The sequence below is a fragment of the Bifidobacterium sp. C0047B3 genome, assembly GCF_056590535.1.
This window is the reverse complement of record NZ_JBWPWH010000001.1, coordinates 312,467-334,972: the sequence shown is the minus strand read 5'-3', so window position 1 is coordinate 334,972 and position 22,506 is coordinate 312,467. Positions and strand designations below refer to the sequence as shown.

Annotated in this window: 21 protein-coding genes; 1 reads left to right on the top strand and 20 read right to left on the bottom strand. The window is 42.2% G+C overall.

Features of this window, described 5'->3' with window-relative positions:
- Nucleotides 1-163: 163 nt before the first annotated feature.
- The 5 genes from AC1EKT_RS01155 to AC1EKT_RS01135 all read right to left on the bottom strand — a co-directional run bounded on the left by AC1EKT_RS01155 (nucleotide 164) and on the right by AC1EKT_RS01135 (nucleotide 5,450).
- The gene (locus AC1EKT_RS01155) at nucleotides 164-1,438 is read right to left on the bottom strand and encodes a zinc ribbon domain-containing protein (RefSeq protein WP_481615917.1); all 1,275 of its coding nucleotides are present in this window, start codon (nucleotides 1,436-1,438) and stop codon (nucleotides 164-166) included.
- A 389-nt stretch (nucleotides 1,439-1,827) separates the two neighbouring features.
- Nucleotides 1,828-3,255 carry an ATP-binding protein gene (locus AC1EKT_RS01150; RefSeq protein WP_481615916.1) on the bottom strand — a complete coding sequence of 476 codons (1,428 nt, stop codon included), beginning with the start codon at nucleotides 3,253-3,255 and terminating at the stop codon, nucleotides 1,828-1,830.
- A gap of 592 nt (nucleotides 3,256-3,847) precedes the next feature.
- Nucleotides 3,848-4,372, bottom strand: a complete 525-nt coding sequence (locus AC1EKT_RS01145) for a hypothetical protein (protein WP_421789811.1) — start codon at nucleotides 4,370-4,372, stop codon at nucleotides 3,848-3,850.
- 37 nt (nucleotides 4,373-4,409) lie between these two features.
- Nucleotides 4,410-5,003 (bottom strand): hypothetical protein, encoded by a 594-nt coding sequence (locus tag AC1EKT_RS01140; RefSeq protein ID WP_415682902.1) that lies wholly within the window; start codon nucleotides 5,001-5,003, stop codon nucleotides 4,410-4,412.
- 84 nt (nucleotides 5,004-5,087) lie between these two features.
- Nucleotides 5,088-5,450, bottom strand: a complete 363-nt coding sequence (locus AC1EKT_RS01135) for a hypothetical protein (RefSeq protein ID WP_481615915.1) — start codon at nucleotides 5,448-5,450, stop codon at nucleotides 5,088-5,090.
- Between AC1EKT_RS01135 and AC1EKT_RS01130 the strand changes: the two genes are divergently transcribed.
- Entirely contained in the window at nucleotides 5,449-5,661 is a 213-nt protein-coding gene (locus tag AC1EKT_RS01130; protein WP_481615914.1) for a hypothetical protein, read from the top strand. The two genes, AC1EKT_RS01135 and AC1EKT_RS01130, sit on opposite strands and share 2 nt — an antisense overlap.
- A gap of 75 nt (nucleotides 5,662-5,736) precedes the next feature.
- Here the strand turns inward: AC1EKT_RS01130 and AC1EKT_RS01125 are convergent, their stop codons facing one another.
- The 15 genes from AC1EKT_RS01125 to pyrF all read right to left on the bottom strand — a co-directional run bounded on the left by AC1EKT_RS01125 (nucleotide 5,737) and on the right by pyrF (nucleotide 22,505).
- Complete coding sequence (locus tag AC1EKT_RS01125; RefSeq protein WP_481615913.1) at nucleotides 5,737-6,261, bottom strand: hypothetical protein; 525 nt, start codon at nucleotides 6,259-6,261, stop codon at nucleotides 5,737-5,739.
- Between the two features lie 379 nt (nucleotides 6,262-6,640).
- Nucleotides 6,641-8,014 (bottom strand): AMP-dependent synthetase, encoded by a 1,374-nt coding sequence (locus tag AC1EKT_RS01120; RefSeq protein ID WP_415689844.1) that lies wholly within the window; start codon nucleotides 8,012-8,014, stop codon nucleotides 6,641-6,643.
- A 382-nt stretch (nucleotides 8,015-8,396) separates the two neighbouring features.
- Nucleotides 8,397-8,957 carry a GNAT family N-acetyltransferase gene (locus AC1EKT_RS01115; protein ID WP_415687130.1) on the bottom strand — a complete coding sequence of 187 codons (561 nt, stop codon included), beginning with the start codon at nucleotides 8,955-8,957 and terminating at the stop codon, nucleotides 8,397-8,399.
- A gap of 6 nt (nucleotides 8,958-8,963) precedes the next feature.
- On the bottom strand, nucleotides 8,964-9,800 hold the full coding sequence (locus AC1EKT_RS01110) for an HAD family hydrolase (RefSeq protein WP_415687013.1): 837 nt from the start codon (nucleotides 9,798-9,800) through the stop codon (nucleotides 8,964-8,966).
- Nucleotides 9,801-9,863: 63 nt separating this feature from the next.
- The gene (gene secG / locus AC1EKT_RS01105; protein ID WP_004119067.1) at nucleotides 9,864-10,112 is read right to left on the bottom strand and encodes a preprotein translocase subunit SecG; all 249 of its coding nucleotides are present in this window, start codon (nucleotides 10,110-10,112) and stop codon (nucleotides 9,864-9,866) included.
- A 61-nt stretch (nucleotides 10,113-10,173) separates the two neighbouring features.
- Complete coding sequence (gene tpiA / locus AC1EKT_RS01100; protein ID WP_415686724.1) at nucleotides 10,174-10,980, bottom strand: triose-phosphate isomerase; 807 nt, start codon at nucleotides 10,978-10,980, stop codon at nucleotides 10,174-10,176.
- Between the two features lie 199 nt (nucleotides 10,981-11,179).
- Nucleotides 11,180-12,385 carry a phosphoglycerate kinase gene (locus AC1EKT_RS01095; RefSeq protein WP_481615912.1) on the bottom strand — a complete coding sequence of 402 codons (1,206 nt, stop codon included), beginning with the start codon at nucleotides 12,383-12,385 and terminating at the stop codon, nucleotides 11,180-11,182.
- A gap of 949 nt (nucleotides 12,386-13,334) precedes the next feature.
- Entirely contained in the window at nucleotides 13,335-14,282 is a 948-nt protein-coding gene (gene whiA, locus AC1EKT_RS01090; RefSeq protein ID WP_004119060.1) for a DNA-binding protein WhiA, read from the bottom strand.
- A 286-nt stretch (nucleotides 14,283-14,568) separates the two neighbouring features.
- A complete protein-coding gene (rapZ, locus tag AC1EKT_RS01085; RefSeq protein WP_481615911.1) occupies nucleotides 14,569-15,492 on the bottom strand; it encodes an RNase adapter RapZ in 924 nt (307 codons plus the stop codon).
- Entirely contained in the window at nucleotides 15,489-16,694 is a 1,206-nt protein-coding gene (locus AC1EKT_RS01080) for a shikimate dehydrogenase family protein (RefSeq protein WP_481615910.1), read from the bottom strand. The genes rapZ and AC1EKT_RS01080 overlap by 4 nt, the downstream gene beginning before the upstream one ends.
- A 21-nt stretch (nucleotides 16,695-16,715) precedes the next feature.
- Entirely contained in the window at nucleotides 16,716-19,172 is a 2,457-nt protein-coding gene (locus AC1EKT_RS01075) for a primosomal protein N' (protein ID WP_481615909.1), read from the bottom strand.
- A 74-nt stretch (nucleotides 19,173-19,246) separates the two neighbouring features.
- Nucleotides 19,247-20,464, bottom strand: coding sequence for a methionine adenosyltransferase (metK, locus tag AC1EKT_RS01070; RefSeq protein WP_415687123.1), 1,218 nt, complete (start codon nucleotides 20,462-20,464; stop codon nucleotides 19,247-19,249).
- A 138-nt stretch (nucleotides 20,465-20,602) separates the two neighbouring features.
- Complete coding sequence (rpoZ, locus tag AC1EKT_RS01065) at nucleotides 20,603-20,887, bottom strand: DNA-directed RNA polymerase subunit omega (RefSeq protein WP_004108619.1); 285 nt, start codon at nucleotides 20,885-20,887, stop codon at nucleotides 20,603-20,605.
- Nucleotides 20,888-20,969: 82 nt separating this feature from the next.
- Nucleotides 20,970-21,578 (bottom strand): guanylate kinase, encoded by a 609-nt coding sequence (gene gmk / locus AC1EKT_RS01060; RefSeq protein WP_421789799.1) that lies wholly within the window; start codon nucleotides 21,576-21,578, stop codon nucleotides 20,970-20,972.
- Between the two features lie 15 nt (nucleotides 21,579-21,593).
- Complete coding sequence (gene pyrF, locus AC1EKT_RS01055; protein ID WP_119526452.1) at nucleotides 21,594-22,505, bottom strand: orotidine-5'-phosphate decarboxylase; 912 nt, start codon at nucleotides 22,503-22,505, stop codon at nucleotides 21,594-21,596.
- Between the last annotated feature and the right edge of the window lies 1 nt (nucleotide 22,506).

Below are 22,506 nucleotides of genomic sequence, written 5' to 3'. Positions count from 1 at the left end.
AAACATAAATAAAACCGCATCCCACTTTTGGAGAATTCCTAAGTAGGATGCGGTTTTGTTTAACTTACAAAGTGTTCAAGCAGCTAATCAATTAATTAATACTCACTTAATTAATACAGCTTAATCACTTAATAGATTACAACTTAATACAGCTTAATACAGCTTAATCATTGTCGTCATCGCCATACGACGAATCGCTGCTATTGGTGCCACTATCGTCCGATGAAGAACTATCGTCTGACGAGGAATCGTCGTCTGACGAAGAATCATCGTCCGATGAAGAGTCATAATCGTCAGAAGAGGAATCGTCGTCAGACGAATAATCATCATAAGGATTCGGCAAATCTGAACCTATTTCACTTTGACTTTGCTCAGAAGTATCAACATTATAAGTATGATCATTTCCATCTTTATCGGATATCGTGAAATGATAAACGCCAGGATAAACAAGCAAAGTGCACGAATCATCATATAATGAACAATTTGTAATAGCAAAGTTTTCACCGTTAACTTTTATATTTCCAATACTAGAAACATTGTCAACCTTAATCTCATCTGCTAAAGATCCAATATCAATAACATACTTTTTAAAAACTAAAAAGTCCGTTCCACTAGGTCTAAGCAATAAATTCTTATTTACTTTTTTGCCATTAACTTCATACGTTACGTTAACTTTGTAACAAGTATCCGTATTTACATTTAATCCTCTTGACGCAAAATTTCGGGTTTCATCAACACTTTTGGACAATCCTGCAATACATTTATATTGGGACGTATAGTTAATTACAAATCCTGAAGGCTTAGATTCATTAGCGTAATTATCATATAATAAACCATAACTACCGTTAGTTTGGAAGCCACTTAATCCCAGAGATTTCTCATATTCAGAAGTGGCATTAGTATAGTGACCCGCAGAAATCATATCCATATACTTTTTAGCAACAGCTGTAGGAGAATAAACTAAATTATCAATAAGGATATACGCACCGCCAAGCAAAACAACAAGAGCAGCAAAGATGCAAGATGCTATTTTTATTTTTTTTATTCTCGACTTTTTAAGCATCGCATCATAGTCTTGAACTTCAAAAGCTTGAGTATAATTCTGCTGAGGCATAGCGTCTGCTTGATACGCATAATCAGAACCATATTGCTGATTTTCATAACCATATTCATATTGCGGAGTATTTTGATACACCTGAGTTGGAGAATACTGTGTAGTAATAGTCTGCGTTGGAACAGTCTGCGTTGGAACAGCTTGCGTTGGAACAGCCTGCGTTGGAACAGCCTGCGTTGGAACAGCCTGCGTTGGAACAGCTTGCGTATATTGCGTTTGCGTGTTGTCATATTGTCGATTATTGCCATCAATTAAACCACCGCAAGAGTCACAAAAGATAGAATCATCTTTGTTACCTGCTCCACATAGGTTGCAATATTTCATAAGCTATTCCTCTACTCTCTTACCCATTTGCAATTAAAAATTTGCAAATGAGTAAGTTATATATATGCACTTATACTTATTATTTTAAACCAATAAATTAGCAAAAACATAATAAATTATTAATAAAAACTAACAGTAACGCTAGAAAACAAATGCCAAGGAAACTTACTGCAAATGTTCAACAGCAGCTCTCAGTCAGGTCGTCAGCGCACACAAAACACAACTAAATTCCCAATAAATTACCACACTAACCTGCCCTGCCTTCGTCTTTACCGACGAAGGCAGACCTCGCTTGCGTTGAAAGCACACCGCGCTTTCAACCCTAAGCAAGCTCGGCGCTCCGAATTGCTTTCGCGCGCGCTGTGCTGCGCTCAAGCAGGTCGTCGCGCTCACAGAAACTCAGCCATAACAATCGGCAAACATTCAATCGCACCAACGCGCTGATAGTCTTTAGTGTAAATCAGCAGCTCGCGCGCAATACGCGAAGAAAACTTGTTCGAGAAAACATCAAGCGAAGCATGAGTTTTATAGCCAGAACTTTTCACTTCAATCGGCACAATTTTATTATTTTCCGCAATCAAAAAATCAATTTCGTAATTGCTCCTGCCACGCTTTTCCGTACTAATCGCAGCACCAACACTTGTGCCATCACCACTTGCGAAATCGCCTTCGTCAATCAGATCCTCCGCAAAAGTGTGATAATACAACTCGTGCCCATTCGCACTCAAGATTTGTGCAACCATATTCTCATAAACGTACCCAAGATTCGCTTGCAACTTACCGCTCAACAATCGCGCGTAAATATCATTGCTCGTAAACGACTTATCCTTAAAAGCCAGCGTAACAAACAATCCAGTATCCGCAAGAAAAAGCTTAAATTTAGTCAAATCCTTATATTGAGCCATTCCTGCAGAAGGGTCAGAAGTATGATTCGCAATGAGAACGGTTCCGGAATCCTTTAACTGTGCGAGTTGCTCAAGAATATCATCCGCACCTTTCCCAGCAAGAACACTAGAAACGTGGTATCGCGACGTATTAGACATGAGTTGTGCCGGAATAGCGTCGAAAATCGCGGAAATTTTACCAGTTGCGTCAATCTTCCTAAAATCATCCTCATACAGTGAAAGAATGTTGCGTTTCACTTGATCCACAGCACTAAAATCGTTAGTCTCAATATAACTTTCTACAGCTTGCGGCATCCCTCCAACCAGCATATAAAGACGAAAATCTCTCAGAATCTTCCTGTATGCAGCCTGACCGATTGGCTTTTTAGAATCATATAGTTTACGCAGAAGCGGAATCGTAACTTCATCACCAAGCGCTCGAGTGAACTCCTCATAATCCATCGGATACATTTTCAGCTTGTGTTCTTCGCTCGGAATAAGAATATCCTTAACATTTTTATGAATAGAAATTAGCGAACCGGTTTCTATATAGTCGTATTTGCCGTCGCTTACTAAAGCTTTTATGGCTTGACGTGCTTTGGGGCAAAGCTGTACTTCGTCGAAAACAATGCAAGATTTTCGCTCTTTTAAGCTTGTTTTGTACGCTAGTTGCAGCTGCAAGAAAATATAGTTTACGTCCGAAAGATCGTCGAAGAGTTCCTTTACTTCTTTCGATGCGGTGTAAAAGTCAACAATAATGTAGCTTTCGTATTCATTTTGGACGAATTCTTTTACGATTGTCGATTTGCCCACGCGACGCGGACCTTCGATAAGCAGCGCTGTTTTACCGTTGGACTCGCGCTTCCAGGCGAGCATTTCGGAGTAGATTTTGCGTGGGAATTTTAGGGTTGATTTATCACCTTCGTAAACCATTGTAATTCCGCCTTTCTTCCCAAAATCGACAATTTTATTTTAGCAGATTACCCCAAAATCGACAATTTTATTTCGCAAATTTACCCCAAAATCAGCATTTTACTACTCTAATGTGAATAAGCGCATGTACATATACTCTGTACATTCAAAAGTTACTAACGCAGAAAACATGCTGCACTAATAACGATAATAAGCACAACACCGTTACTAACTCAGTCAACCAACTGAGAAAATAACAGCAATAAGCGAATATGAACATCTATTGCGTTGAAAGCACACCGTGCTTTCAACCCTAAGCAAGCTCAGCGATCCGAATTGTTTTCGCGCGCGCTATGCTGCGCTCAAGCAGGTCGTCGCGCTAACGCAGAAACAGTACTGCACCAGTGTCCCAAAACAAGCAACCAGAGACCCTAACGCAGAACGCCATCTGCGCCAATGTCGAAAAACGACAACACCGCGCGTTCTAAAAGCACTCGATATCAACCAACGCGCATAATCCTCGGCACACCAGCCTCAACAAGCTTCCGCTCAAGATTCTTAACGCCAACAACATACGCAAAATTAAAACGCACTACAACTTAGCAATGCTTAATTAATTCTTTCGAGAGTTACCATATTGAATCATATCGTTAACACTATCTCTACTAATCAAGAGTATAACGCGACAATATTTAGATGAGTCGATGTGGGAATTAATGTTTGTAAACATACCTGGATTATATATTTCACCGCACTTATCGGAAGGGGTATATCTCATTAATACTCCATAGTCGCCATGGAAATAAACACTTACCCCTTCCTTGTTATCCTCATAATCCTTTCTCAATTTTTTTACTTCATCCTTCAAAAAAGAATCATTCGGAGCAATAGAATTAGCTAAACAGTTCGCTTTGTTAGAAAAATCATCAAAAGACGAGAAAATGTTATTTATATAAACATCTTCCTTATTATATAAAGGCTCCTTAGCAGACTCTGTTATGCCACAATTATTAGCAACTAAACCAACAGCGCCATTGTTTTTACTTATAGCACTGCCATTATTACTGTTAACACCACAACTGCACAAACACATTACAGCAGCAGCCATTGCAACAGACGCAACTATTCTCTTAAACATGCTAAAACAACTCCTTCGCAACAAATAAAAACTACTACTATCGTGTTCGATGATTCATCTTAGAATTTAACTTATTAAAATCGTCAACACTGAAAGCATGAAACTCAATACCTCTATAAGGGCGTGACGTTATTACATACGAACGTCCAACATAATTAATAAACGAGAGGTCATTTTCTTTAAAGTAGTCATTAAGATTATCAGGATTGTACTTGCTGAATGTTCTCTCAACTTTAGAAGCTAATTCTAAAGCTTTAGGATCATCAGGATTTAATTCTTTGATAACGCACGGAACAACTTTAGTCAAAGAATGCAAAAGACGACTACTATTTTCTCTAGAATACTCAGGTATTTTGCTATCATCAACGTAACCAGGATCTTCTACGTATTCTTGGTAAGAAAGTGCAGTATGTTCCAAATATCCAGATGAGACTTGCCATTCAGGGATATTGCATGCAATAGCTGCCTCTCTAATAGTTACAGTTCTAGAAGAGTTAGTGCCATTTTTAACAGGACCCACAGCAGTGCCACTATTTTGAGCAGGCTCACCACACGCGCTCAAACCGCACATGCAACCAAGAGCCACAACTAAACAACCCGAAACAAGCCTATACTTACGTTTCACCTTCACACTCCTTATCACTACTTCGCGCTAGTTGGCGCCACTTCGCGCTACTTCGCACTACCTTGCAATATTTAAAAAATTTCGCAATATTTATTTCTTTCGACCTAATTGATCAAGATTGAACTTGTTAAAATCTTCTTTCGTCATAATAAAAATATAATTATAACGATGTGCCTCATCGGAATTGCCACTGAACTTTACTAAAGGAGATGCCCAGTAGTACACATTTGGATCTTCAGGCTCAGCATTGTATTGCGCAATTGCAACAACATCCGAATTTAAATATCTAAAAGAAGTTTCCCCGTCAGTTGTACCTGTCATGTACATATTATCTTTATTTGCAGTAGAAATATTAGATTTTAGCAAGCACAACTTAGTTTTATTAAAATCATTAATCGTTTTAAAACCATTAATAATTGCCATATTATATTTAGAATATACAGGATCCTTCATGACTTTTAATCCACACTCTGCAGCCAACGACTTAATGGGATCTCCCGACGGACTCGAAGAATTTATTTTATCATTATTCTCACCGCAACCAGATAAACCCGTTAATGCTATTGATAAAGATGCTACAAAATATATAAATTTTTTTGCTCTACTCATAACTACTAATAACTCCATTATTGATACATATAAAAATCTAATAGTCAATGGCTGATGCCGATATTATGAAATACGAAACTAACTCAATAATATTTTTGACATCAAACGGATGATTTGCTAATAAAAATGCTTATTTAAGTTTTACTATTTTTATACCCTCGTAAGTAGGGTATATGTAATAAGTGTTACCCAAATATGGTGGCATATATTTGTCATAGTTTTCAAGATTAACAGAAATAGAATTGATATCTGAAGATTCTAACTTATCGCTAAATTTTTCTGCAACTGGGTCTCCAGGATTAACATTTTTTATAGCACAAGCATAATCTTTCTTAAATTTTTCTCCAGAAGCATCTTGGTCTCCACTTATAAGCACTGCATCAAAGAGATAATCATTTTCATCAGATTTCAATGGCTCGAAGTTGCATTTTTTAGCTACTTCTTTAAGAGATACATTTTTTGACAAATTCTTACTACTGGAGTCATCGGAAACGGAAAAACTGCTTGCAGAATCCGAAGCATTAGTAGATTCAAAACCACCATTAGCAGGCATATCGCTAGCAGAAGGCTCACCACACGCGCTTAAACCACACGCGCAACCAAGAGCCACAACTAAACAACCCGAGACAAGCCTATACTTACGCTTCACCTTCACACTCCTTATCACTACTTCACGTTAGTTTGCGCAACTTCGCACTACTTAACGCTACCTTGCATCACTTAGCTATATTCGCCATATTTCGCAATATTTCTCAGCATTTCGCAATATTTAAAAACATAGCAAAAGCAAAATTTTCTCTCAACACTTACAAATATACTCCAACCACCAAAAAACGCTGCTAGCCACGCAACACCGTTACGCACGCAGAACGCTATCTGCGCCAGTGTCCCAAAACAAGCAAAATGAGACACTAACGCAGAAACAGTACTGCGCCAGTGTCCGAAAGTAGGCAAAATGAGACACGCACGCAGAAAACAAACTGCGCCAGTAACGAAAAAACGGTAAAGCGTGCGCGTTCTAAAAGCGCTCGATATTATCCAACGCGCATAATCCGCGGCACACCAGCCTCAACAAGCTTCCGCTCAAGATTCTTAACGCCAACAACATCCGCAAAATTAAAGCGCACAATCTTACTCACGCCGCACTCCCTAAAAAGCACCGACTCACGCTCCGCCTGCCTATCAATATTGCGATTAATAGCGGCCTGATTGTAGGAATTACGCAACATTTGAGTATCAGACGAAGAATTAAAGTTGATATTCGCATGCGTAGAATTAGTCGAATCAACAAAATACTTGTCATACCCATCAAGCTCACCAACAATCAGGCCACCGCCCGAAACCCGCCACAAAAAATCACACCTATACTTAACCCTAGAATTTGGCGCAACAAACTCATGCTGCAACTCAGGCACCATAAACCCAAGATCAATCATCGTGCCGCGCGCAAAAGACTCGCCGCCATTCTCGCTTAAACCATTCTTAAAAAAGCAAAGGCGACGCAGCCTAAGAAGCGAATATTCCTCACTCCCAGATTTTCCGAACCCGCCGCCCACGAATGCATTCGCAAACGACTCCGCAGAATTAGCAGTAACTACACTCTTCTCACGAGTACGCAAATCTTCATACTCTTCATTGAATGAATCGTACTCATCATAAACGTCGTCCACGTATTGCAACTCATTAGCGCAACCATTTCTACGTCCACCATCAAAAGTCCCGTATCTTCTACCGCAAATCTCAAGAACCTTGTTAAAGTTCACGTTATCACGCGCAGCAGAATCAAAAATCGGCAGCGCTGTCCTAAAATTCACGGTATTCGCAACATCAAAAAGCATCGTGCTCTTGTCAACAATATGACTTCTAATCTCATAACTTACCCTGTCACTTGAATGCGGAAGCGTAACGAGACGTCTACCATGATTTCGACTCGGCTGCACAATGCGCACGTCATCACTTGTACCATCCTGCTCTCTGCATGTTCGCATAATCCTATGCAAATACGGATTATCGTTAGCAGACTTGTGCACAGAACTACGAATATAAATCTTCGTTGAACTTACAGAAGAACTGAAGTTGCGCTGAATATTATCACTGCCATCTTCTACATAATCATAATTTTCCACAATATCATAGCCAAGTAGCGCAGCAGCAGTAGGACCAGTGAACTTCCATTCTGGATAAATCTCCATTAAAGAAATAGCTATGTGACGCATTTTTTCATACGGATATAGCTTCTTCCAGTACTCAGTTCGCGCGTAAAGATTGCGAAAAGTGCGCACAAAAGTGCCTTTTTTCACGCACCTATACGCATACTGCTTTTGCGCACTAGTAATTGGTCGTATGCAGCGATGATTACTTTCTGCATTTTCAATCATGCGTATTATTTCGTTACTGGTATTGCTCATACAATTTATTATTCAAAGATACAATATTTGCGCAATAAATTTTGAGCATTGTGAATAAAAGGTATTACAGGAAGATAGTGAGCGTTACTAACTCAGTCAACCAACTGAGAAAATAACAGTAATAGGCACAACACCGTTAAAAACTCAGTCAACCAACTGAGAAAATAACAGTAATAAGCACAACACCGTTAAAAACTCAGTCAACCAACTGAGAAAATAACGGTAATAAGCACAACACCGTTAAAAACTCAGTCAAGTATCTGAGAAAATAACGGTAATAAGCAAAACACCGTTACTAACTCAGTCAACCAACTGAGAAAATAACAGTAATAAGCACAACACTGTTAAAAACTCAGCTAACAAACTGAGAAAGTAACGGTGATTACTTGCCAGAAAGAGTTCGCCAGCGAGATTTGGTTAAAACGTTACGATGGCGCACGCGAGTTTCGTGCATAAGAGGCACGTCAACGGAAGAATCCACGCAATATGCTTCAAAACCACACTTTTCCTGAACTCGTTTCGACTTATTGTTGCCATCGTAATATCCGCACCAAATAGTCGTCATGTTAAGCCCGTCAAAACCGTACTGAATCAAAGCTTTCGCCGCCTCCGGAATATAACCGTTACCCCAAAAAGGCTTACCAACCCAATATCCAAGCTCACACTCATCATCTCTAGTAGTCATATCCGTATGACCGTTAAGCTTTAGCTCAATACATCCAATCGCCTTGTTACTCGACTTTAAGCACACAGCATAACATTCTTTTGCATTAAGAAAAACATTCTTAATAATAGATTTGCTATCCTCAATACTTTTGTGAACAGGCCATCCTGCAATAGGACCCACATCTGGATCCGTGGCATACTTAAACAAATCTTCAGCGTCATCTTGAGTCCAAGAGCGCAAAATTAATCTTTCCGTTTCGATTATCTGCTTACTCATTTTTACTCACAATCTTGTAAAAAGGTTCGAATTAAGCCATTGAGCAACGCCGTCGTCATTGTTGGAAGCGCAAACTTCGTCCGCAATCGCAAGCAAACGCGAGTTGCTATTCGCCACCGCTACCCCGTAACCGCCGGCACGGAACATGTCGATGTCAATAACATCGTCACCAAAAACAACAGTACGGCTAGGCTTCACGCCCAAACGATTGCAAATAACGTTCAGCGCATGCCCCTTGTTTGCAAGAGGATTCGTGAGCATCCACAAAACGTCTTCACTAATATGCAGCGAAAAATCGTCCGGAAGAATACGCTGAAGCTGCTCCTTCTCGCTATCTCGCGGAACAATAATTATTTTGTCTGCCGTGCCGCGCGGCACATTCGAAAAGTCGGTAATAACAAAATCCTGCTTACTCCAAAGCATACGCACGTCAAAATTCGTGTAACGAACGTCGTTCATAACAATACCAAGACGCAGCGTAGGAATCTCACTCAGCAAACGCAAACACACATCGCAAGCATGCTTAGAATCAAAACCAAAACGTAATAACGTGCTTATTTCACGCTGAGAAGTAAGCTCCGAAATCGTGCTATTAACGCAATCAAAATCGATTAGCGCACCATTGAGATACGCACAAACTTGAGCATTTAAATCGTGAATAAAATCAAAAGCACTTCCGACAGGACGAGCCGTAATAATCGCAAGAGGTATGCCAGATTCGCGCAAACGCTTAGCTGCTTTCACAGTTTCGTTGCTTAAAAAGCGACCTTCAAAAGTATCGGCATCGTGAAGCATGGTGCCATCAAGATCCGCAATTAGTAAAGAAGGAGAAAAACGCATAATATTAAACACTTATATAAATAAAAAGCGCACAATCTGAAGACCATGCGCTTTTCAAAAAAATACTCAGATGAGCGAGAACTTAGTCATTAAGTTTAAAGCCACAATCACAGCAACCCAAATTAATGCAATAATAACCGTCCAACGATTTAAGTTCTTTTCTGCAACACCAGAGCTACCAGCGTTCTTCGTTAAACCGCCGCCGAACATATCGGAAAGGCCGCCGCCCTTGCCCTTGTGCATCAAAATTAACAATGTGAGCAAAATGCTAGTGAGCACAAGCAACACCTGCAAAATAATCTTCACAGTGGACACAACCAACCTCCTGTTTTACAGTACTCGGTTAAGTTTAATAATAACCTTTGACCGCTTAAGCTTATTTAGTTTCTAAACGCGTTTGCGCAGACGTTAGTCGCACAATATTAGCAAGTTCTTGCGCATCAAGAGAAGCGCCACCAATTAAGAATCCATCGACATCTGGCTCTGCAATAAGACTTGAAGCATTAGAAGACGTTACGGATCCGCCGTAAAGAATGCGGACAGTATCTGCAACATCGTCACCAAACGTAACGCGCAAGTCTTCACGAATAGCCAATGCAGCTTCCTGAGCGGATTTAGCAGTGGCAACCATACCAGTACCAATTGCCCAAACTGGCTCGTACGCAATAATTAAACGCTTAGCTTGCTTCGCATCCAAATCGCGCGTTACATCATGCACTTGCCCCACAGCAAAATCGAGCGCAACACCCTGTTGACGTTCTTTAAGACTTTCACCAACGCAAAGAATTGGCTGCATTCCTGCGGCAAGCACAGCTCGAACTTGATCAACTATATTTGCATCATCTTCAGGATGATACTTGCGTCGCTCAGAATGACCAACAATAACCATTGAGCATCCAAGACTTGCAAGCATATCTGCAGAAACATCACCAGTAAAAGCACCTTGAGCAGTAACAGAAACAGCTTGAGCTCCGTACAATATTGGCAAATGGTCAGACTCAACAAGAACTTGCACGCTTCTTATTGAAGTAAAAGAAGGCATAAGTGCAATTTCACAATCGTGATAGTCGTAATGCGCGTCACGCAGTAGCCACGCAAATTTTTGTATAAAATGCGTAGCTTCGCGGTGATTGAAATTCATTTTCCAATTACCAGCGACTAACGGCTTTCTTTTGGAAACCATAATCACCCTTAAAAGTTTACGATTGAGATTAATAGTATTGCGCAAATTAGTGTTATGCCGACCTCGATTTACAAAGCGGATTCATAAAATCGAAAGTCGGCATAAGCGGAAATATTTAGTTTATACTTGCTCGCGTAAATATTACTTACTCAAGCAATACTACATGCTCAAGTAATATTACTTACTCAAGCAATATTACTTACTCAAGCACGCTCAAACCTGGAAGAGTCTTGCCTTCCAAGAACTCGAGGGAAGCGCCGCCGCCAGTAGAGATGTGCGAGAAGCCATCTTCCGCAAATCCAAGGTTGCGCACTGCAGAAGCAGAATCGCCACCGCCGACGATAGTGAAAGTGCCGTTCTTAGTTGCGTCAACCAAGCCCTGAGCTACAGCGCGAGTACCGGCTGCAAACTCTGGAACCTCGAACACGCCCATAGGACCGTTCCAAACAACAGTCTTGGAGTCAACAATCTTGTCGTGGAAAAGCTTCTGAGAGTCAGGACCAATATCCAAGCCCATCTTGTCTGCAGGAATAGCGTCTGCTGGAACTACTTCTGGAGCAACTGGAGTATCCCCTGCTGGGAAGCCAGCATTCACAACAATATCAGTTGGAAGCACAAGCTCAACGCCATTCTTCTTAGCGGTCTCAATGTAGCCCTTAACCTTTTCGAGCTGATCCTCTTCAAGCAAAGAAGTACCAACTTCGTGACCCAAAGCCTTGAGGAATGTGAACACCATACCGCCGCCAATAACAAGACGATCAGCCTTAGAAAGCAAGTTCTCAATAACGCCGAGCTTGTCGGAAACCTTAGAGCCACCGAGAACAACAGTCAAAGGACGCTCTGGGTTTTCAGTTGCGCGAGAAAGTGCCTTAACTTCCTTCTCAACAAGCAGGCCTGCAGCTGCTGGAAGATCGGCAGCAACATCGTAGTTAGAGCCCTGAGCGCGGTGAACAACACCAAAGCCGTCGGAAACAAATACTTCGCCAAGAGAAGCAACCTTCTTAGCGTAAGCTGCGCGCTCGGAAGCATCCTTGCTGGTTTCTTCGGCGTTGAAACGCACGTTTTCAAGCAAAACAACGTCGCCATTATTCATGGCAGCTACCTTAGCTTGAGCATCTTCGCCGTAAGTATCTGCAGCCAAAACAACATTTGTGCCGAGCAATTCACCTAAACGCTGCGCAACTGGAGCCAAGGAAAGCTCTGGAACAACCTGACCCTTTGGACGACCAAGGTGAGCCATCAAAATCACCTTAGCACCCTGCTCACGCAAAGCCTTAATGGTTGGTAAAGCAGCACGAATACGACCATCATCAGTAATCGTCGTACCCTTGAGAGGAACGTTAAAATCAGCGCGAACCAATACGCGCTTACCACTCAAATCTCCCAAATCTTTCAGTGTCTTCATTGGTATCCTTTCCAAACCATATTGGCTTACCATATTTGACTTATATACTGGCTTACCGTGCCGGCTTACTTCGTTCAACAAAACGCAAAATCAGCCTCAAACATCGACACATTGCCGGGTGCAATTATACCGCACATCTTCAACAATCCATCCTAACCACCAAACCACCCGCAGCAACAAAAAGCCGGGTAAAATTCCAGCAACTGTTCCATAAAGTGACATTTCCTTTACAGCCGCGCGCAGTTTATGCCGCCTACGCGCCAAAAAACGGCAGAAACTTTACGCACGCGTAAAGAAAAAGTCGCCTACGCGCCAAAAAACGGCAGAAACTTTACGCGCATGTAAAGAAAAAGTCGGTATCCCCTCAAACCTTCGGTAGCTTTGCAGTAATGCTTTGCGAACGTTGCGTCTGAAGCTTTGCAGTAATGCTTTGCAAACGTCGACTATATGTTGCTTAGTGAACTTTAACATTAATGCTCTGCAGACGTTGAGTATTTATTGCTTAAAGAACACCAGCATTCATGCTGCTGCACACTCCACGCCAAGAATAATCTCCCAACCACCAAACCATCCGCAGCTTAATTTCGCTACTCTAGTTGCACTTAGTAGGCAACGCATTTTGCGTAACTTTCTGCACGAGTCTATGAGTTTTGTGTTGTTGATTAATGTGTTGAGAGGCTGGAAAAATTGTGTTCAGTGCTAAAAGAGGACTGAGAAGCTACATTCTTCAAAGATAGGCGAACACACTAAACACTTTTAGCAGCCAGAGCGCCCGAAGGACGGGACGCACGCAAACACAAATTTTCTAGCCTCGTCAAAACCAAAAAACTAAATCAGTTACAAAACTCATAGACGAAACTCAAGAATATCGCAACCAAAAAAGCGCGAGAAGAAAAAACAACTCACGCAATTAAAAAATTAACTCTGCAATAATCACGCAAAATCAGCATTAAAGCTGCTGCATACGCGACTTCTCAACCTTCGCCGAAAGCTGCAAAAGTCTACGAATTCGCCCGGCAATCGCATCCTTTGTAATAGGAGGATCAGCCAAGTGACCAAGCTCTTCCAAACTTGCGTCGCTATGCTCAAGACGAAGCTTTCCAGCCATCAACAAATTATCTGGAATATCGTCGCCCAAAATATCGAATGCGTGACGAACCTTTTCGCATGCCTCAGCAGCAGCCTTAGCACTACGACGCATATTCGCATCGTCGAAATTAGCCAAACGGTTTGCTTTTCCGCGAGCTTCACCGTCCGAACGCTTACCGGTCCATTCGCGAGCAGAACGAGGAGCGCCAATCAAAATCAACATTCGCTCAATTGCGTCAGAATCGCGCAACGTCACTCGCTCAGAGCTACGAACCTGACGAGCCTTGGCGCTAATGCCAAGTCGCGCTGCCATAGTTTGTAAAGCATTCGCAGCCTCATGAGTTGGGCAAACAACTTCCAAATAGCTAGCTTTGCCAGGATCTGAAATAGCACCGTGAGCCAAGAAAGCACCACGCCAAGCTGCTTTGATTTGGGCGATACTTCCACCAACAATCTCAGGCGCAAGACCAGCAACAATTCTCATACGTCGATCGAGAAGACCAGATTGCAAAGCCAATGCTGCAGCACCACGCTCAACTACCACGTCATAGCGAACTACAGTGCCCGTAGGAGTTTGACGAGAAACTTGAGCAATTGTTGCTTCCCTCTGGAAATGAGTTTTCAATACCTCAACAAGCCACTGAGCTGCGCGCTGAGAATCCAACTGAGCGCGAATAACAGCTTGATTATTTACTGGCCTTAAGCCGCCAGCAAAGCGCATCATTGCTGCAGCTTGAGCCATAATGACAGTCGGGAGCTCATTGTTGTTTGAAACGAGTTCATTTTTGACGTCGTCAAGAAGAGCCAAGGGACAACCTCCTACTTTTGTTCTTCTTAAAATATGAGTGCTGTTGGGTACTTGCATGATGCTGTGGCACACGACATGCCCGGCTTTCTGTGATACAGAATACGTTGGACATTTTACCGGTTTTTGCACATGCTTTACATGCTTTTAGTACAAGATTTTTATATTTTATATAATTTACACAATTTTATTTAATTTTTTAATTAATTTTAATTGATTAGTTTCATAATCGCATTTCGCTACTTTACTTTTCGCTACTTTACTTTTCACTACTTTACTTTTTCACTTACTACGATCTTCTCTGCAGCTCTCTTGCAGATACTGTAACTTGCAAACCGTGCAATCTCAAACGTCTAGCAAGCTCAATACTTACGGCAACAGAACGATGCTGACCGCCAGTACATCCTACAGCAATAGTCACGTAATGCTTGTCTTCTTTAGCAAATCCGTCGATAGCTGTAAGAAGCGCATTTTCGTAAGAATCTAAGAATGCAATTGCCGCAGGATTAGATAAAACGTAATCTTGCACAGCTTGATCCTTACCTGTAAGCTCCCTTAATTCAGGGACCCAGAAAGGATTCGGCAAAAATCGCATATCGGCAACAAAATCAGCATCCATTGGCATGCCATATTTAAATCCAAAACTGAAAATATGCACAGAAACCGTAGAAGAGCCTTTTCCAAGCAATCCCTCGTAAAGCTTTGTAGAAAGTTGGTGAATACTAAGCGCAGAAGTATCGATAATAATATCCGCGCAATCTTTCAAATGACTGAGCAACTCTCGCTCTTCTAAAATACCGTCAATAAGTCTGCCGCCACGCTGCAAAGGATGAGGTCTGCGCACAGACTCGTAACGCTTAATAAGAACAGCATCCGAAGCATCTAAAAACAGAATTCGCGTTTTTACGCCAAGTTCGTCAATATGCGCAAGAACTGCAAACAGGTCGTCGAAATATCCTCTAGAACGCACGTCAATAACAGCAGCAAGCTTATGCACTTTAGAACCGGATGAAGTCATCATATCTACTAGCGGTATGAGCAGTTTTGGCGGAAGATTATCGATAACATACCATCCCATATCTTCCAACGCGTTAGCAGCGTGCGAGCGCCCAGCTCCGCTCATGCCAGTAATTAGCATAACTTCAAATCCGTCAGCTAGTTGCACACTAGTCGACGCGGAACGTTGCGTAGTATGTTGCGTATTATCGCTCATAATGCCTCCTGTAAGGCTTTTCGCATGAGACTACTTAAGTCATCGTAATATCTAGCCTTGTCAGCACTAGGTTTATAACCAAGCCCAGAACCAGTCTCAGCACAATTCCCAGAGCCAGTCTCAGCACAATCCTCAGCACAATTCTCAAAATTTTCTTTAGATTTCCTGTAGTCAATCGTCATAAGACTTACTTGCGCTAAAGCTTGTTGCAAAAGCATTTCTTCTCCGCCAATAGCGCAACCGTATTGTTGCCATACGTTAAGTAGCATGCTTGGGCGAGGATCGTAAACTACGTCAAGCAATGTTCCTAATTTCGTTTGATTATTCGCACCATCTTGACAGTACGCTTTCAACGCAAGCGCAATTGGATCTGCTACGTGCGCTGGAACTGTGCTTATGACTATGTCTGCCTCTGCGATTGCACGAACTGCTTCGAGTGAATTTAAAGATTTCAAAATGAGAGATTTATCACATTCTGACAATTCTTCTGCGCTCAATTTTTCTGCGCTATAGTCTGCAAATTTTGAAAATACTTCTTCGCTTATTGTTGGGAACTCAATACCTTGCACAGGCTCATACATAGCGTCATTTTCTTCGCTTTTATTATTTTGACCTATGCTTATTTTATTTGGAAAATCAGCGCAATACTTTTGTATAAGATTATTAAAACGTTCAACGCCTTTTACACTACCGTCATCTTCAGTTCTAGCAACAACTTGCACCTGCTCAAGCTTTGCTACTTGCGCAATCTCAATTAAAGCTGCCAGTGCAGAGGACGCAGTGTTGCCGCTGCCAATAATAACAGCCTTTTTTACTTCGCATATGCGCTCATGTAATGCTTGCATAAATGTTATTAATATGCCACTTACGTCAGTGTTGTATAGCTTTATTTGCGATTGCGAAGCGGTTGCCGGATTGCTAGTAAAAACTGCAGTATTTGCCACGTTAAGCGCGCGCGACCAGTAGTCGCAAGGTGTGCCGAGTTTCATTACAGTTTTTTTAAGCGGCATAGTAAGGCTTAAGCCTTTCCAAGAATCGTCAAGATGCGCAATAAAATCGCGAAGCTCTGTTTCGCTTACTTTTTCCTTACTATATTGCCAATTTGTAAGACCTAAAGCCTTATAAGCCGTGTTGTGAAGCACAGGCGACAGCGAATGCGAAATAGGATCTCCCAAAACTGCGCAATGATATGTTTTTAACATTTTTCTCTCCCCCTTAGTAAGTTAGTACGCTAATAAATCTTTTGGATCAACACAAAAACGCAACTCTCCTGCAGCACGTGTTGCTACGTGACGAGCTACTTCCTTGTGCAATCGGTTCACTAATTCTTGTCTTAAATAAAGCGGAACTCTTACTACTGCTTTTACACGGTCGTAAATATCGTCAAAATGCTGGTATCTGTCTGTAACAGGCGGATGCATTGGAACAATTCCTAATAATGGAGAAATTGCTGAAGAATCAGCATCTTGACTACTTTCGCACCCAAGATTTTCTTGCATTGCACCAATATTTTCAAGCGCACGCATAACCGCATCACGAGCACCCCATACGCATGCTGCAGTTACCCAAGGCGGCAATATTGCTTGAGCTCTTTCTGAAAGCTCATTGCAAGAAAGTTGAGTCGTATCCCACAATGTAAGCGCACGCGCAAGAACAGGATACGTTTCACCAATAAGAAGCACACTTCCTCCGCGCTCTCTAGGAGCACATAAAGCAGAAGCTTTCATCCACGAATTAAGCGTATCTATTCGCGCATCAAGCCCCGAAGCGTACAAACTTACCCACGTATCGAGTATTGCTACAACACCATATTCTCCATTACAATTTGCGTCTTGCGTTTGTACGCGAGGCTCACATCCAGGAGTTGCAACAACAATTACAGGTTTTTCATCAATGCACTGGATAATTCCGTTCGGTTGGTGTTGTGACGAAATAATAATAGGCACGTTGCGAAATAGTTTAGATAATTCTTCTGCAACGCCAGCAGCACCAACTCGTATAACTCGCATATTGCTACTGCCACAATTAGAACAAGACCAATTTATTGCACTAGCACCACACCATGAGCAACGTGCTGTTTGCTGACTGTTTGCAACATCGAGAGGCCCGGTGCATCGTCTACAGCGCGCTTGACGTTTGCAAGAAGAGCATATAGCAGATTGCGTCACGCCATCTTGCGCAATAGAAAGCAGCACAGGCTTACCATCCGAAAGAGTATCGTTAATAGCTCTTACTGCGCTATGCGGTATGCGAGCGCCAATACTTGGGTCAGCTAATTTTAGTAAAGCTTCACGATTAAGCCAACGAACCCACGGAACTAACTTTTCGCGAGCAAGTTTACTCGCGCTTACAGGGATGCTAGATCCGCTTATTGTTTCAGCAGTTTTAGCAGATTGAGTAGTTTGAATAACTTTAGTAGTTTGAACAACTTGCTCACCTTGCACACTTTGCGCATCTTGCACATCTTGTGCATTCGACATATAGCAGTCTACTTCACTTTGACTAAGCGCGCTTCTGGAATACGACATTGACACAAATACGCCGCCATGCCTTTTCGCACGAAGCCGCATAACTCCACGCGCTTGAGCATACGGCATCATGCCATCAGCATATTGGTACGCGCAATCTTCAACAATCGCAAATAAAGCATCTCCCTCAACTGGAGCATACATTGCAGCTCTAGTGCCAAGAACGCAAGGAACTATTCCGGACGCGATTGCACGCCAAGCTCTATATCTATCAGCTGGAGGATCAGCCGCACAAAGTCGAGCGACATCTCCATCAAAACTTCCAGCAGAAAAACCACGATGATTCTCACTGACGCGCTTATATGGCTTTAAACCGTAAACCATTAGCGCGCGCATTACATCATTTACTTCTCTTAGCGTCGGCAAAACTACAACAGCTTGCTTACACGCGCTTAAAGCAGTGACAATCATCCATGCTAAATCTTGTGCAAGTCGGCAAGAACCTGGTAAAGCGTCTACAATAAAAGATTGAGAAGAATTATTTTCTGCTTGCTTGACTAATTGATTTTCTGCTTTATTTTCACTAAAACTTGCGTCAATAGATTTTTTGATTAATGCATTGTATAAAATATTTGCATTTTCGTAATCATAAATCATGCGAGAAGTTGTAGCGTAACCTAGGTTTGTATCGTATCCTGTGTTTGTATTGTTATCGTTTTGCAAACGCTTCTTAAGATTTTCACGCCACTGTTTTCTGCGTTGCAAGCGTATGTTGTCAAAAACTTCCTCATGCTCAACACGAGCCACACGTTGAGGCACAGCAAGACGCAAAATATTTGAGCTAGTTCCACCATAAGCTTTAGCTATGGCGTCAATATCGTCTCGCAAAGATTTAGAAAGCAAAACATCTGAAGGAAACACGCGCTCTAAAAATCTTAAAGCAGCATGAGGGGTGTCAGTATGCGAAGAACGAGACCAAATAACTCCAGTGAGCTTTTGTGCTCCAAAACGAACGCGTACAAACGCCCCAGGCTGAGCAGATTCATCTTGATCTTGCGATATCAAGTAATCAAAAGTACGACCTAAATGTGAAGCTTGAACATCAAGCATCACATGCGCAATAGGGCATTCATTAGCAGGCACTAGAGAAACAGCATTGCGCTTACGTCTTGTTTTACGCGCTAAGCCGTCTAGCGAAGGTTGCTCTGCCATAAATAACCCTTAGTTTTACTTGAATTACATCACATAATTACTGTTATTTTACAGCACAAAATTTATCAATAAAACTACTTTTTTAGCGCATCTTTCAATTGCTCGATACGATTCGTTTCTTCCCAAGGGAATTTGACATCCGTACGACCAAAATGACCATAAGCTGCAGTTGGAGCATAAATTGGTTGAAGCAAGTTAAGCTCGTCAATAATCGCAGCTGGACGCAAATCAAATACTTCACGCACAGCACGCGCAATATCTGCGCGCGTAATACCGTCAGCTTCAGTTCCGAAAGTTTCTACGTTTACGCTTACAGGATCAGCAATACCAATAGCATAAGCAACTTGAACTTCTGCCTTATGAGCTAAACCAGCTGCCACAATATTTTTTGCAACCCAGCGAGCTGCATAAGCTGCAGAACGGTCAACTTTGCTAGGATCCTTACCGGAAAAAGCTCCACCACCATGATGAGCAGCACCACCATAAGTGTCAACAATAATTTTTCGACCAGTTAAGCCCGAATCAGCTGCAGGACCTCCCAAAACGAAGGAGCCAGTAGGGTTTACAAGCATACGGTACGAATCGTGCGCAACTTTTTGAGCAAGAACTTCGTCCAACACAGGATTAACAACATGCTCAACAAGCTGATTTTGTAACCAGTCTCTAGAAACTTCTGGATCATGCTGAGTAGAAATAAGCACAGTATCCAAACGCTTAGGCATGCCTTTGGAATCGTACTCAATAGTAACCTGAGTTTTCCCATCCGGACGCAAATGCGCAACAGTGCCATCTTTACGAACTTTAGCAAGCTTTTGAGCTAAACGATGAGCAAGATAAATCGGCAAAGGCATCAAAGTATCTGTTTCGTCGCTAGCGTAACCAAACATAACACCTTGATCGCCTGCACCTTGAGCAGCGTAGCGCTCCTCACGAGAAGATGCACTCTCGCAAGAAGCATCCAACCTAGCAACACCTTGATTGATTTCCGCACTTTGCTCAGTTAAAGAAACCATAACACCACAAGAATCAGCATCAAGACCAATTGTGGAGCTCGTGTAGCCAACATTACGAACAACTTGACGCACAATTCCCGGAATATCGCTATAAACTTCACCACGCACTTCGCCAAAAACCACGAACTGACCGACGGAAGCACAAACCTCTACAGCAACATGCGCATGAGGATCCTGACGAAGCATATCGTCCAATATAGCGTCAGCAATTTGATCGCATAACTTGTCAGGATGACCTTCAGTTACAGATTCTGCAGAAATTAATTTACGTTCTTCCACATTTCCCCCTTAGGTTTATAGTCGATAAAGGCTAAATACAGGCTAAATAAAGCGAAAACGCAGCCGTGCATCCGCTTTATTGAGCACGGATGATACGCGACTGCGAATACCCATAAAGACGTTTATTAGCAAGGCTTATTAATTACCTTCGCTTAAATCGTCCTCACCAAGAGTCTCTTCAAGCAATCCAGCATTAATTTCGCGGAAAGCAATAGCTAAAGGCTTTTCTTGATTTTGATACTCAACTAGTGGGCCAACATTTTGAAGCAAACCTTCATTAAGCTGAGTAAAATAAGCATTAATTTGACGTGCTCGTTTTGCAGCAAATAAGGCAAGCGCATACTTGGAATCCGCATGTTGCATTAAATCATCAATCGGTGGATTCGCAAGACCAGTAGGTGTTGGCTGAGTGCCTAATGCCATAATATTCTCCAAATTCTATGGTGCCACAATAGTTCCAAAAGGCTTATTATATGCTATCGATTGGATATTGCGTAAGTTTTAACTATAAGTCGTATTCGCTTGCAATAACATTCCACAGTTCATCTGCGGCACGCTCAGCATTATCGTTCACAATAACAACATCGAACTCTTTAGCTGCAGCAATCTCAACTTTAGCAGTTTCCAAACGTTTTGCTTGCTGCTCAGGAGTTTCAGTACCACGACCAATAAGACGACGCTTAAGCTCTTCAAAGCTCGGAGGCGCAATGAACACGTACACAACTTCTAATCCAAGACGAGCAGCCTCTTGTTTTACGCGCCTAGCTCCTTGCAAATCTATTTCCAGCAAAGTAGGAATATCTTGCGTAAGATGATCCAAAACAGGCTGAAGAAGGGTGCCATAATGAGCCATGCCATGAACCAGAGCAGTTTCCAAGAATTCGCCATTACGCTTACGACGCTCAAATTCTTCTTCATCTAAGAACCAATAGTGAATACCATTAAATTCACCAGGTCTAGGAGCACGAGTGGTAGCAGAAACAGATAGCCAAATATGCGGATGCTTCTCGCGAAGTATGCCTTCTACTGTGCCTTTACCAGCCGCAGTAGGACCCGTTAATACGATTAATCGACGTCTAGACTGCGAAACTGCAGCATCATCTGTGGCACCCATTTGCTTACCTCTCGTTTACGCACATTCGCCTGAATCAACAAGAGCCTGACGAATATCCAATGCTATGCGTTCAGTTGCAGCCGAAAGTTCACCAATATTTGGACCATGCGACGCAATCGAACGCGAAACAGTTACCAATACATTACCATGTGTACCAGCAAAAACACGCTTTAAATCGTCAGCTTCTGCACCTTGCCACCCGTAACCAGGAGAAAGAATTGGACCAGTAAAACTGGTTACGTCAATTCCTCCACCGTTCATCCAGTCGCCAATAGTAGCTCCAACAATTAAACCAACAGAACCCATTCCTTTAGTTTTATTGTTAAAACTTTGAGCTGTTTGAGCAATTCCGTGAGCTACAGTAGTTCCGCGGTAAGTTCCGCTTTGCCTAATAGCAGTTTGCAAACTTGCGCCTTCGCGATTAGAAGTTAGAGACGCAATAAAAACACCGCGACCGTTATTAAGAGCTTCGTTAATTAAGCCACCCATAGAGCGTGCGCCATAATAAGGAAGCAAAGTAATAGCATCAGCAAGAAGCGGAGCTCCAGGCTTAAAATATGCGTCTGCAAGCGCAGAAATAGTAGTAGACAACCCTCCATGACCGCAGTCAACGATAGTAATAATATCCATTTGACGTGCAGCATACAGCACACGCTCAAGCGCTGCGAAACCCTTAGAACCGTAGCGCTCAAACATGCTGGATTGGAATTTAACTGCCGCTGCCCTACCATTCATAGCTTGCAGCATTCGCATAGAAAAAAGCTCAGCTCCAAGAGCATCCATGTTGTATCCCCAATTAAGCAGCATTTTGCGATGAGGATCGATTCCAACGCACAATGGCCCATATTTTGCCATAGCGTTCTTCAAACGCAAACCAAAATCGGATCGTTGCGCCTGCACTTCTTGATCACGAATGCTCTCGGTCATG

Bases quoted from the DNA above. Each gene is read 5' to 3' on its own strand.
- AC1EKT_RS01145 (WP_421789811.1), bottom strand. From the start codon at position 4,372: ATGTTTAAGAGAATAGTTGCGTCTGTTGCAATGGCTGCTGCTGTAATG.
- tpiA (WP_415686724.1), bottom strand. From the start codon at position 10,980: ATGGTTTCCAAAAGAAAGCCGTTAGTCGCTGGTAATTGGAAAATGAAT.
- AC1EKT_RS01135 (WP_481615915.1), bottom strand. From the start codon at position 5,450: ATGAAGGATCCTGTATATTCTAAATATAATATGGCAATTATTAATGGT.
- AC1EKT_RS01150 (WP_481615916.1), bottom strand. From the start codon at position 3,255: ATGGTTTACGAAGGTGATAAATCAACCCTAAAATTCCCACGCAAAATC.
- AC1EKT_RS01075 (WP_481615909.1), bottom strand. From the start codon at position 19,172: ATGGCAGAGCAACCTTCGCTAGACGGCTTAGCGCGTAAAACAAGACGT.
- AC1EKT_RS01115 (WP_415687130.1), bottom strand. From the start codon at position 8,957: ATGAGTAAGCAGATAATCGAAACGGAAAGATTAATTTTGCGCTCTTGG.
- AC1EKT_RS01095 (WP_481615912.1), bottom strand. From the start codon at position 12,385: ATGAAGACACTGAAAGATTTGGGAGATTTGAGTGGTAAGCGCGTATTG.
- rapZ (WP_481615911.1), bottom strand. From the start codon at position 15,492: ATGAGCGATAATACGCAACATACTACGCAACGTTCCGCGTCGACTAGT.
- AC1EKT_RS01155 (WP_481615917.1), bottom strand. From the start codon at position 1,438: ATGAAATATTGCAACCTATGTGGAGCAGGTAACAAAGATGATTCTATC.
- AC1EKT_RS01120 (WP_415689844.1), bottom strand. From the start codon at position 8,014: ATGAGCAATACCAGTAACGAAATAATACGCATGATTGAAAATGCAGAA.
- AC1EKT_RS01130 (WP_481615914.1), top strand. From the start codon at position 5,449: ATGACTTTTAATCCACACTCTGCAGCCAACGACTTAATGGGATCTCCC.
- AC1EKT_RS01080 (WP_481615910.1), bottom strand. From the start codon at position 16,694: ATGTTAAAAACATATCATTGCGCAGTTTTGGGAGATCCTATTTCGCAT.
- gmk (WP_421789799.1), bottom strand. From the start codon at position 21,578: ATGGGTGCCACAGATGATGCTGCAGTTTCGCAGTCTAGACGTCGATTA.
- rpoZ (WP_004108619.1), bottom strand. From the start codon at position 20,887: ATGGCATTAGGCACTCAGCCAACACCTACTGGTCTTGCGAATCCACCG.
- pyrF (WP_119526452.1), bottom strand. From the start codon at position 22,505: ATGACCGAGAGCATTCGTGATCAAGAAGTGCAGGCGCAACGATCCGAT.